Origin of the sequence: Kytococcus sedentarius, assembly GCF_041937525.1 — a bacterium.
Lineage (GTDB): Bacteria > Actinomycetota > Actinomycetes > Actinomycetales > Dermatophilaceae > Kytococcus > Kytococcus sedentarius_A.
Map to the genome: position 1 here is coordinate 548,301 of NZ_CP169391.1, position 11,455 is coordinate 559,755.

The 11,455-nt window shown below is 70.4% G+C and carries 11 protein-coding genes; 8 read left to right on the top strand and 3 right to left on the bottom strand.

Annotated features, from left to right (window positions below):
• Nucleotides 1-34: 34 nt before the first annotated feature.
• Nucleotides 35-1,606: a leucyl aminopeptidase gene (locus ACEY2A_RS02510; RefSeq protein WP_374929315.1), complete on the bottom strand. Its 1,572-nt coding sequence runs from the start codon at nucleotides 1,604-1,606 to the stop codon at nucleotides 35-37.
• 107 nt (nucleotides 1,607-1,713) lie between these two features.
• On the opposite strand from ACEY2A_RS02510, the gene gcvT reads away from it, so the two are divergent.
• Entirely contained in the window at nucleotides 1,714-2,832 is a 1,119-nt protein-coding gene (gene gcvT, locus ACEY2A_RS02515) for a glycine cleavage system aminomethyltransferase GcvT (RefSeq protein WP_374929316.1), read from the top strand.
• 90 nt (nucleotides 2,833-2,922) lie between these two features.
• On the opposite strand, the gene ACEY2A_RS02520 is transcribed toward gcvT, so the two are convergent.
• Nucleotides 2,923-3,936, bottom strand: a complete 1,014-nt coding sequence (locus ACEY2A_RS02520) for an SCO2322 family protein (RefSeq protein WP_374929317.1) — start codon at nucleotides 3,934-3,936, stop codon at nucleotides 2,923-2,925.
• A gap of 154 nt (nucleotides 3,937-4,090) precedes the next feature.
• Between ACEY2A_RS02520 and ACEY2A_RS02525 the strand changes: the two genes are divergently transcribed.
• From ACEY2A_RS02525 to ACEY2A_RS02555, 7 genes are all read left to right on the top strand, one after another.
• Entirely contained in the window at nucleotides 4,091-4,711 is a 621-nt protein-coding gene (locus ACEY2A_RS02525) for a DUF3043 domain-containing protein (protein ID WP_374929318.1), read from the top strand.
• 46 nt (nucleotides 4,712-4,757) lie between these two features.
• Nucleotides 4,758-6,122 carry a dipeptidase gene (locus tag ACEY2A_RS02530; protein ID WP_374929319.1) on the top strand — a complete coding sequence of 455 codons (1,365 nt, stop codon included), beginning with the start codon at nucleotides 4,758-4,760 and terminating at the stop codon, nucleotides 6,120-6,122.
• Nucleotides 6,123-6,237: 115 nt separating this feature from the next.
• On the top strand, nucleotides 6,238-6,597 hold the full coding sequence (locus ACEY2A_RS02535) for a HesB/IscA family protein (RefSeq protein ID WP_374929320.1): 360 nt from the start codon (nucleotides 6,238-6,240) through the stop codon (nucleotides 6,595-6,597).
• Nucleotides 6,598-6,602: 5 nt separating this feature from the next.
• The gene (aat, locus tag ACEY2A_RS02540; RefSeq protein ID WP_374929321.1) at nucleotides 6,603-7,298 is read left to right on the top strand and encodes a leucyl/phenylalanyl-tRNA--protein transferase; all 696 of its coding nucleotides are present in this window, start codon (nucleotides 6,603-6,605) and stop codon (nucleotides 7,296-7,298) included.
• Between the two features lie 75 nt (nucleotides 7,299-7,373).
• Nucleotides 7,374-8,288, top strand: a complete 915-nt coding sequence (gene coxB / locus ACEY2A_RS02545) for a cytochrome c oxidase subunit II (RefSeq protein WP_374929322.1) — start codon at nucleotides 7,374-7,376, stop codon at nucleotides 8,286-8,288.
• Nucleotides 8,288-10,099 (top strand): cytochrome c oxidase subunit I, encoded by a 1,812-nt coding sequence (ctaD, locus tag ACEY2A_RS02550; protein ID WP_374929323.1) that lies wholly within the window; start codon nucleotides 8,288-8,290, stop codon nucleotides 10,097-10,099. Before coxB ends, ctaD begins: the two co-directional genes overlap by 1 nt.
• 8 nt (nucleotides 10,100-10,107) lie before the next feature.
• Nucleotides 10,108-10,512 carry a cytochrome c oxidase subunit 4 gene (locus tag ACEY2A_RS02555; RefSeq protein ID WP_015779583.1) on the top strand — a complete coding sequence of 135 codons (405 nt, stop codon included), beginning with the start codon at nucleotides 10,108-10,110 and terminating at the stop codon, nucleotides 10,510-10,512.
• Nucleotides 10,513-10,964: 452 nt separating this feature from the next.
• Here the strand turns inward: ACEY2A_RS02555 and ACEY2A_RS02560 are convergent, their stop codons facing one another.
• Nucleotides 10,965-11,363, bottom strand: coding sequence for a metallopeptidase family protein (locus ACEY2A_RS02560; protein WP_374929324.1), 399 nt, complete (start codon nucleotides 11,361-11,363; stop codon nucleotides 10,965-10,967).
• Between the last annotated feature and the right edge of the window lie 92 nt (nucleotides 11,364-11,455).

The following is an 11,455-nucleotide window of genomic DNA, read 5'->3' on the forward strand; positions in this document are numbered from 1 at the left end:
TCCCTCATGCTGTGCCGCCGCGGCGGCGCGTGCCTCAGGCGACCGGCACGTCCTCCAGGACGGCCAGCAGGGTGCGCACACCGGAGCCGGTGCCGCCGGTGGGGGTGTAGCCCCAGGGGCTGCCCTCGTTGAAGGCAGGCCCGGCGATGTCCAGGTGGGCCCACGGGATCTGCTCGGCGTCACCGGTCACGTGGTCCGCGCCACCCTTCGCGCCCACGAAGCGCTCCAGGTAGGCGGCAGCGGCCTGCATGCCGGCGGGCTTGCCCGGGATGATGTTGCGCAGGTCGGCCACGGTGGAGGTGACCCCCTCGCGCACCTCCTCCGGGATGGGGAAGCCCACCATCGGCTCACCGGTGCGGGCGGAGGTGCCCACCACGGCCTCGCGGACGGCGTCGTCGTTGCCCATGACGGCGATGGTGCGGTCGCCCACGGCCATGACGGCGGCACCGGTGAGGGTGGCGACGTCCATGACCAGGTCCGGGTTCTCGCGGGTGGCGAGCACCAGGCCGTCGCACATGGCCAGGCGGCCCTCGGCGTCGGTGTTGAGCACCTCCACGGTCAGGCCGTTCAGCGCGGTGACGACGTCACCGGGGCGCTGGGCGTTGTGCGAGGGCATGTTCTCGGCCAGGCACAGGATGCCGGTGACCGCGGACTCCACACCCAGCTCGGCGGCGGCGAAGACCGCACCGGCCACGGCCGCGGCGCCACCCATGTCCATCTTCATGGTGAACATGGAGGCTCCGGGCTTCAGCGAGATGCCACCGGTGTCGAAGGTGATGCCCTTGCCCACCAGCGCCACGTGCTTGCCGGCGTTCTCGGGGCGGTAGCGCAGCACGGCGATGCGGGGCTTGCGCTCGGAGCCCATGCCCACGCCGTACAGCGCGCCGGCGCCCATCTCCTGCAGCTGGGTGTCGTCGATGACCTCCACCTCCACGCCGGCCGGGGCGGAAGCCTGCACGGAGGCCACGAAGCTCTCCGGGTACAGGTAGTTGGCGGGGGTGTTCACCAGGTCGCGGGCGTAGCTCATCTGGCGGCCCAGCACGGCGGCGCGGGCGAACCCGGCCTCGACCTCGGCGCCCTGGGGGGCCACGACGGCGATGCGGCGCACCTCCGGAGCGTCGGCCTCCACCTCATCGGTCGCGGTGACCTTGCTCTTGTAGCGGGTGTCGGCGTAGGCGCCCAGGGCCGCCCCCTCGGCCACGGCGACGGCGCCCTCGGCGTCGGCGGCCGGCAGGGCGAAGGTGATGCTGGTGGCGCCACCGCTGGCGTGCACGCCGGCTCCGGCGGCTCGGCGCAGACGGTCGGAGGTCAGCTCCTCGGCCTTGGCGGACCCGAGGCCGGCGACGACCACCAGGCCGGCGGCGGTGCCGGGGGCGCCCGCGAGCACGGTGGTGCTGTCGATCTTGCCGGTGGCCTTCAGGGTGGTCAGGGCCTTGGTGATGGACTCGGTGGCCTCGGAGGGCAGACCCGCGTCCGCGAGCTCGGCCTTGCCGTCCACCGCCCAGGCACCCAGCACCAGGGCATCGGTGTCCGCCTCGGCGGCGGTGCCGGTGGCGACGGTGAGCTCCAGGTCGTACGGGGACAGCTCGAAGGGCAGGCTCGTCATGAGTTCTCCTAGCAGTTTCGGGGGGTGCGGCGCGGCCGCGGAGAGCACCTCGATCGTACGCACCCCGTGGGCAGGCTGTGACCGCGGTCACCGGTACGGTTCGGTCCATGACCGATACCTCTCTCAAGAAGTCCCCCCTCCACGAGGCCCACGTGGCGCGCGGCGCCAAGATGGCCGACTTCGGTGGCTGGGACATGCCCATCGAGTTCCCCGGCGGCGGCGTCAAGGCCGAGCACGTCGCCACCCGTGAGGCCGTGGGCCTGTTCGACGTCTCCCACATGGGCAAGGTGCGGGTCTCCGGGCCCGGTGCGGCCGCGTTCGTGAACAGCTGCTTCACGAACGACCTGAACCGCATCGAGCCGGGCAAGGCGCAGTACACGATGTGCTGCGCCTCCGACGGCGGCGTCATCGACGACCTCATCCAGTACCTGCGCTCCGACGAGGACGTCCTGCTCGTGCCCAACGCCGCGAACGCCACCGAGGTGGCCGAGCTGCTCACCGCCGAGGCCGCCGAGCGGGCCCCCGAGGTGACCGTGGCCGACGAGCACACCGAGCACGGCATCATCGCCGTCCAGGGACCGAAGGTCGACGAGGTGATGGCCGAGCTGGGGCTCCCCACCGACCACCCGGACTTCATGTCCTTCCTGGACGCCCAGTGGGAGGGCCACGAGGTCGTGGTCTGCCGTTCGGGCTACACCGGCGAGAAGGGCTACGAGATCATCTGCCCGTGGGACGCCACCGCTGCCCTGTGGGAGGCCCTGGTGGCCTCGGCCGAGAAGCGCGGCGGTCTGCCCGCCGGCCTGGGCGCGCGCGACACGCTGCGCACCGAGATGGGCTACCCCCTGCACGGTCACGAGCTCTCCCGCGAGATCTCGCCGGTCATGGCCCGCAACGCCTGGGCCGTGGGCTGGGACAAGGAGTCCTTCTGGGGCTCGGAGGCGCTCGCGGAGCAGCGTGCTGCCAAGTCGGGCCGCCTCAACCGCGGCCTCAAGGTCACCGGCCGCGGCATCCCGCGCGAGGGCAACGAGGTGAAGGACTCCGAGGGCACGGTCATCGGCGTGGTCACCTCGGGCACCTTCTCGCCCACGCTGGGCCACGGCATCGGCATCGCCCTGGTGGACCGCAGCCACACCTTCGGCGACGAGGTGGTCATCGACGTCCGGGGTCGTGAGGTGCCCGCGGAGCTGGTCAAGCCGCCGTTCGTCGAGGCCGGCGTCCGCAGCTGACCGCACACCCACCCGAGAACCCAGGAGGCCCACCCCGCGCGGGGTGGGCCTCCTGGGTTGCCGGGGTGTCATCCGGCACGCGACCACGGGTCAGGGGCGCCCGCCTCGCCCGTTCCGGTCGTGGTCATCACGGGTGCGGGAGGCCGCCCGACGCCGCTCCTGGAGCCGTCGCGAGAGCGTGGAGCGCAGGCCACCGCTGCCGCCTCCGCGGGCGGCGGGCAACGGGCGGAGCACCAGCCACAGTCCGACCCCCAGCAGTGCCAGGACCGCCAGGGTGACGTACCAGGGGATCAGGCCCCCGGCGGCCCGGACCTCGGCTGCCTCCTCGGGGATGCCCGGGGCGGCCTCGTCCGTGTCGTCCGCACCGTCGTCCGCGCCCCCCTGGGACTCGGTGGGGGAGGGGACACCGTCCTCCTCGGGTGCGGTGTCCTCGCCGGTGCCCTCCTCGGTGGACTCCGGGCCGGTGCCCGTCACGGCCGGGTCGTCCCCCTCGTCCTCGGGCACGGTCGGGGAGGCCGGCTCGGGCACCTCGGGGGTGTGGCTCGCCTCCTCCGGGGAGAGGACGACGGCCTCCACCGGCTCCTCCGATGCGGTGAGGACCGCCGGGTCGGCATCCTCCACCCGGTTGGCGGAGCACCCTTCGGACGGGTGGCCGTTGACCGCACAGATGCCCTGCCCGGTGTCCTCCACGTCGAGCACGGACTGCAGCGTCTGCTCGGTGGTGAAGTCCACCGGCACCGTGGCGCAGGTGGTCTCGACCTGGGGGAGGTGGTCGGGGCGCGCCACCGGGGCCTCCTCGCCGCGGCCGTAGTCCACCACCACGGCCACGCGCTTCACGCCCTCGTACCAGACGGCGTCGCGGCACGAGCTGTCGAAGTCCGGCAGGGCGCGGGGCTGGCGACCCTCGGTGGCACTGCGGGGCACCAGCGAGTAGCGCAGGCCCACCGTGGAACCGTCGTCGGGAACCTCCGTGCGGGGGCCGTCCTCGGGGACCTCCCAGCCCTCCCACCCGGCGTCCCAGGAGGACCAGTAGCGGGAACCGCTGTCGGCAGCCGCGGGGGCGGCCAGCCCTGCCGGGACCACGAGGGCCACTGCGGCGGCCACCCCCCATCGAGCCGTGGCCCCCGATCGGAGGGTCCCCGGTCGGCGCCCCCCGCCTGTCGTCTCGCGCTCCATCGTGTCCGTCTCCCCGTCCGTGGGTGCTGGGTCGTCCCAGTGCCTGCGCGCCGCAGTATGTCACCGCCCGTATCCTTGGGTCATGGCCCGCCGACTCACCGAGCAGACGATCGAGGACCTCCCGGAGCAGGAGGTGGACACGCGACCCGCCGGACAGCAGAAGAAGGGACGGCCCACCCCCAAGCGCCGTGAGGCGGAGGCAGGACGCCGCAAGCCGCTGGTGGTCGCCGACCGGAAGGCCGCCAAGCAGGCCGACCGTGAGGAGCGGGCGCGCCAGCGGGCGATCGTCCGGCAGGGGATGCTGGAGGGCGATGACCGCTACCTCGCCCAGCGTGACCGGGGCCCGGTGCGGGCCTACGTGCGTGACCGCGTGGACGGTCGGTTCTCCGTGGGCCAGATCATGCTCCCCGTGCTGCTGACGGTGCTGGTGGCCACCGTGGTGATGATGTACATGCCGGAGCAGTCGTCCTGGGTGCGCATCGGCGTGTTCGTGGCGGTCTACGGCCTGCTGCTCTGGGGCCTGGTGGACGGCTGGCTCCTGGCCCGTCGCCTGAAGGGCGAGATCGGCCGCGTCTTCCCCCAGCGCGCCGACGAGACGAAGGGCATCACCAGCTACGTGATCCTGCGCAGCTTCCAGATGCGCAGCTCGCGCACCCCGCGGGCCGCGGTCGAGCGCGGCGAGACCCCCCGCGCCCTGCGCTGAGGCGACCACCCCGCGCGACCGCCCGGCCCGGCATAGGGTGCGGGACATGAGCCAGAACGAGCTGTCACCCGCCTCCCGCCCGAGCCCCGACGACCTGCGCGCCGCCGTCCAGGACGGCATGCCCACGGTGGTCGAGGAGCTCATCGAGCTGGCCCGCATCCCCAGCGTCTCCATGCCGTCCTTCGACCAGGCCCACGTGCAGACCTCGGCCGAGGCGACCGCCCGCCTGCTGCAGGACGCCGGCCTGGAGGTCGAGATCGTCACCGAGGGTGGTGCCCCGGCCGTCATCGGCACCCTGCCCGCACCCCAGGGCGCCCCCACCGTGCTGCTCTACGCGCACCACGACGTGCAGCCGCCCGGTGACGAGGCGGACTGGGACACCCCGCCCTTCGAGCCCACCCGCCGTGGCGAGCGCCTGTTCGGGCGCGGGTGCGCCGACGACAAGGCCGGGATCATGGCCCACGTGGCGGCGCTGCGGGCCCACGGTGGGCGCCCGCCGGTCGGTGTCACCGTCTTCGTGGAGGGGGAGGAGGAGTACGGCTCGGAGAGCCTGCCGGTGATCCTGGAGAAGCACGGACACAAGCTGGCGTGCGACGCCATCGTGCTCGCGGACTCGGCCAACTGGAAGGTGGGCGTGCCCGCCCTGACCACCTCGCTGCGCGGCATGGTGCGGGTGCAGGTGACCGTCTCCACGCTGACCCACTCGGTGCACTCGGGCATGTACGGCGGGCCGGCGCTGGACTCCCTGACCGCCTTCTCCCGCCTGGCCGCGACCCTCCACGACGAGCAGGGGGACGTGGCCGTGCCCGGTCTCACCGTCGATGCGGTGGGCGACCTGGCCATGGACGAGTCCGACTTCCGGGCGGAGTCAGGAATGCTGCCCGACAGCCAGTTGATCGGCACGGGCAGCCTCACCGAACGCCTCTGGGGCAAGCCCACCGCCAGCGTCATCGGCATCGACGCCCCGCGGGTGTCCGAGGCCTCGAACACGCTGCTGGCCTCGACCACCGGTCTGCTCTCCTTCCGACTGGCACCCTCGCAGGACCCGCAGGAGGCCTTCGCCGCCATCGAGGAGCACCTGCGGGCGAACGCGCCCTGGGGAGCCACGGTGGAGGTGACCCTGCAGGATGCTGGCAGCGGGTTCAGCGCCGAGGCGACCGGTCCGGCCTACGACGCGGCCCGGTCGGCCTTCGGCGCCGCCTGGGGGACCGATGCGGTGGACATCGGCCTGGGTGGTTCCATCCCCTTCATCGCCATGTTCGCCGAGAAGTTCCCCGCCGCGTCGATCCTGGTGACCGGCGTGGAGGACCCCGACACCCGTGCCCACGGGGCCAACGAGAGCCTCCACCTGGGGGAGTTCGAGAAGGTCTGCATCGCCGAGGCGCTGCTCCTCGACGCCCTCGCACGGTGACCGTGGACCCGCGGGTGACGGGAACCTGGAATGTCCACACCGGCGTGGGCGTTCCCGGCAGGCAGGGGCGTACCCTTGACGTTGATTCCAGCAGCACCATCAGTGAGGACTCACCATGACTGTTCAGGACACCACCACGTCCGAGGCCACGCACGGCGTGACCCTGACCCCGGTCGCGGCCGAGAAGGTCAAGAGCCTCCTCGCCCAGGAGGGTCGTGACGACCTGCGTCTGCGCATCGGTGTGCAGCCCGGTGGCTGCTCGGGCCTGATCTACCAGCTCTACTTCGACGAGCGCACGCTCGACGGTGACGCCACCCGCGACTTCGACGGTGTCGAGGTGGTCGTGGACCGCATGAGCGCCCCCTACCTGGAGGGCGCGTCCATCGACTTCGCGGACACCATCGAGAAGCAGGGCTTCACCATCGACAACCCCAACGCGGGCAGCTCCTGCGCCTGCGGCGACTCCTTCAGCTGACCGGCGTGCGGTTCCGCTGCGGTCTGGACTTCGCGTCCGCCGTCGCCGCCGCGGATCCGGAGCACGACCTCCTCGGTGCCGGGGGCGATCTCGCCCCCGGCACCTTGCTGTCCGCCTACTCCCACGGCGTCTTTCCGATGGGGCTGGGCGGAGGAGGGCGCGGGCCGCTGGGCTGGTGGTTCCCGGTGGAGCGCGGAATCCTGGTGCCCTCGGAGATCCACGTCAGCCGGTCGCTGCGGCGGTCGCTGCGCCACTTCACCCTGACCATCGACCAGGACTTCGATGCGGTGACCGAGGCCTGCGCCGATCCGGCGCGGGAGGGCGCGTGGATCACGCCCGAGGTGCGCCGTGCCTACGGCGAGCTGCACCGCATGGGGTGGGCACACAGCATCGAGGTGTGGCAGGGGGACGATCTCGTCGGGGGGCTCTACGGGGTGGGCATCGGGGGATTCTTCGCGGGGGAGTCGATGTTCCACCACGTCACCGACGCTTCCAAGGCCGCCATGGTGGGCATGGCGCGGGTGGTCCGGGGGGCCGGGGAGCACGCCCTGGTGGACGTCCAGTGGCGCACCGACCACCTGGCCTCGATGGGGGTGCGCGCCGTGGACCGGCAGGAGTACCTCCGCCGGTTGGAGAGCGCCACCGAGAGCGTGGATCCGTGGCGGCGAGCCTCCCGAGGACCCGTCTCCGACGTTGGGTAGGATGACCGCACAACTGCAGTGCTCCATCTCACGATCGTGCACTGACGAACCCTGCTTCACGGAAGGCGGCATCGAGTGCACAGGCACCCCGAGAACACACGGCGTTGGCAGCGCCCCGCGGTCCTGGCCGGCGCGGCCACCCTGGGCGCACTGGTCCTCAGCGCGTGCGGAAGTTCAGACCAGATCGCGCGGGGCTACCTCCCCGAGGGCGTCACGGAGAACTCCGACGGCGTGACGACCTTCTGGGTCGGCATGTGGATCGCCGCCCTCGCGGTCGGCGTGCTCGTCTGGGGACTCACTGCCTGGTGCATCGTCGCCTACCGCCGCAAGGACGACAGCGAGCTGCCCAAGCAGGTCCGGTACAACGTGCCGATCGAGATCCTGTACACCGTGGTGCCGATCGTCATGGTCGCCGGCCTGTTCGTGCAGAACGTGAAGCTGGAGAACGACCTCATGGGCCTCAACGAGGAGCCCGAAAACATCGTCCACGTGGCGGGCAAGCAGTGGAGCTGGGACTTCAACTACCTGAGCGACGACGTGCACGAGTCCGGTCAGCAGGCCGTGCTCACCGGTGAGGAGGGCGTGGCCGAGGGGCTGCCGACCCTGTACCTCCCGGTCAACGAGCGCACCGAGTTCGTGCTCACCGCGCGTGACGTCATCCACTCCTTCTGGGTCCCGCAGTTCCTCCAGAAGCTGGACATGATCCCCGGTGTCGTCAACCGCTTCCAGGTGACGCCCACCGAGGTCGGTACCTACCAGGGCAAGTGCGCCGAGCTCTGCGGCGCGTACCACTCCGAGATGCTCTTCCAGGTGAAGGTCGTCGAGCGGGACGAGTACGACAAGCAGATGCAGGCGCTGGAGGACGCGGGCAAGTCCGGCTTCCTCAACACCGGCTACGACCGCAAGGAGCTGATCGAGGGTGAGAACGACGTGGAGGACCGCGACGTGAACCACAACGACTGGCTGCTCAAGGGCGGGAAGGACAACTGATGGCAACCATCTCTCACCCGGGGGCAGCGCACCGCGTCGCTGACGAGGCGCGCCCCGTGACCCGGCCGCAGACCCGCGCAGGGTCCATCGCGGTCAAGTACCTCACGACGACCGACCACAAGGTCATCGGCAACCTGTACTTCATCACCACCGTGGCGTGGTTCTGCCTCGGTGGCCTGATGGCCCTGCTGATCCGCGCCGAGCTGTTCGACCCGGGCATGCAGGTGCTGCAGTCCAAGGAGCAGTTCAACGCGCTGTTCACCATGCACGGCACGGTGATGCTGCTGCTCTTCGCGACGCCGTTGTTCGCGGGCTTCGCCAACGCCCTGATGCCGCTGCAGATCGGCGCGCCGGACGTGGCCTTCCCCCGCCTCAACATGTTCGCCTACTGGCTCTACCTCTTCGGTGGGCTTATCGCGGCGGGCAGCTTCCTGTCCCCGTCGGGTGCGGCCTCCTTCGGCTGGTTCGCCTACCAGCCGCTGGCCGGTCCGACCTACAGCCCGGGGCTGGGCGGTGACCTCTGGGTCATGGGTCTGGGCCTCGCCGGCTTCGGCACCATCCTGGGTTCGGTCAACTTCATCGTCACCATCGTGTGCATGCGCGCGCCGGGCATGACGATGTTCCGGATGCCGATCTTCACCTGGACGATCCTTGTGACCTCGATCTTGGTGCTGCTGGTCTTCCCGGTGCTGACCGCAGCCATGTTCGCGATGGCGGCCGACCGCATCGTGGGGACCCACATCTATGACCCCTCCAACGGTGGCGCGATGCTGTGGCAGCACCTGTTCTGGTTCTTCGGCCACCCCGAGGTCTACATCATCGCCCTGCCCTTCTTCGGCATCATTTCCGAGATCATCCCGGTGTTCAGCCGAAAGCCGATCTTCGGGTACAAGACGCTGATCCTGGCCACCATAGCCATCGCGGCGCTGTCGATGTCGGTGTGGGCCCACCACATGTACGGCACCGGTCAGGTGCTCCTGCCCTTCTTCGCCGTCATGACCATGCTGATCGCGGTGCCCACCGGTGTGAAGTTCTTCAACTGGATCGGCACCATGTGGAACGGTTCCCTGAGCTTTGAGACCCCGATGCTGTGGTCGCTGGGCTTCTTGGTGACCTTCCTCTTCGGTGGTCTGACCGGTGTGGTTCTGTCCGCCCCGGCGGTGGACCTCCACCTCACCGACTCCTACTTCGTGGTGGCGCACTTCCACTACGTGGTGTTCGGCACCGTGGTGTTCACGATGTTTGCCGGCTTCTACTTCTGGTGGCCCAAGCTCACCGGCAAGATGCTGAACGAACCGCTGGGCAAGCTGCACTTCTGGATGCTGTTCATCGGCTTCCACACCACCTTCCTGGTGCAGCACGTGCTGGGCGTCGAGGGCATGCCCCGTCGCTACGCCGACTACATGGTCGAGGACGGGTTCACCCTCCTGAACCAGATTTCGACGGTCGGATCGTTCATTCTGGGTGCATCAATGCTGCCGTTCTTCTGGAACGTGTACATCACCCACAAGAAGGGCGAGTACGTGAACACCGACGACCCGTGGGGTTGGGGTTCCTCGCTCGAGTGGGCCACCAGCTGCCCGCCGCCGCGTCACAACTTCAACTCCATCCCGCGGATCCGCTCCGAGCGTCCGGTGTTCGACATGAACCACCCGGAGGTGGCAGCTCTGGACGCCCCGACCCCTGACTCCCAGGTCCTGGGTTCTCTGGTGGACGAGCCGGACATGGCTGGTGTGCACGGTGGCAACTCGTCCCACGAGGACGCGAACTACAGCGACGGCCCCGCGGCCGGCCGCACGACCGAGAAGTGAGGACACCCATGAAGGTTGAAGGCAAGCTCTTCTGGTACCTGGTGCCCCCGCTGGTGCTGTTCTTCTTGGTGTACTCCTTCTGGACCGGGTGGAACGAGTGGGTCGGAGCCATCGGGCTCGCACTCTCCGCGGCGATGGTGGCCATGATCGGCTGGTACATCGGTGTCACGGCCAAGACCCTGCCGGGCCTGCGCCCGGAGGACGACCGGTATGGACACATCGACCAGATCTCCGGCCACTACGGTCACTTCGCCCCGTACTCCTGGTGGCCGCTGTGGCTGGCCCTGGCTGCTGCCGTGGTCTTCCTCGGCGTGGCCATGGGTTGGTGGATCGTCTACATCGGTTCCGTGTTCCTGGTGTTTGCCGTGATCGGTTGGGTCTACGAGTACTTCTCCGGCGCCCACCACGTCTGAGCCACCGCGCCTGACGTCCTGACCACCGCGCCACGCGGCCCCGTCCTCCCTTGGGAGGGCGGGGCCGCGTCGTTGTGCAGCCATGTCACACCAGCGCAGTCCCGCGCGGCGGTGGCGGGCCGGGTGGGCGGAAACTGCGCCCGTGGCCTGGCGGGGCAGGGGCGTGCGGAGAGGGAACGGACCAGCTACACCGGCGCAGGCTCACGTGACCGTGCTGTGGCGCGGTGGAGTGAGTCCCACGGGGGGCGGCCTGGCGGGCAGGAGGGTCAGAGAGTGCGCTACCTGCACCGTGCCAGGCATGCTCGGCCGTGCTGTGACGCGGTGGAGTGAGCCCCACGCGGTAGTGGACGGCGCGCAGGTGGGCGGGGAGCGCGCGCTGCGACGGCAGGCAGGCAGGCGGGCAGCGCAGGGCGGGCGGCGGAGTGAGTCCCGCGCGGCGGCGTCCGGTGAGGTCAGGCCCAGCCGAGCTCGTGCAGCCGGTCGTCGTCGATGCCGAAGTGGTGGCCCACCTCGTGCAGCACCGTCACGGCGATCTGCTCCCGCAAGGCGTGGGGCGTGCGGTATGCGCGAGAGAGGGGCCCCCGGAAGATGAAGATGCGGTCAGGGATTGGGGGCGGCATGAACCCCCCGCGCTGGGGCAGGGGGACGCCCTCGTAGAGGCCGTACAGCACCGTTCCCTCGGCGTGGGCGCCCGGAGCGCTGATGCTCTCCAACTGCGCACGGTCAGGTTCCTCCTCGACGAGGATCACCACGTTGTCCATACGGTCGATCAAGGCCTCTGGCAATCGGTCCAGGGCATCGCCCACAGCTTCCTCGAACTGTTCGAGCGTCAGGGCATAGCAGGCGGCCATGCAGGGCAGAGTACGCCAGCCGTGGCGACGTGCCACGGGGTCGCCAAACCGCGGCGGGGTGAGCACGAGAACGGGCCGCCCTCCCGAAGGAG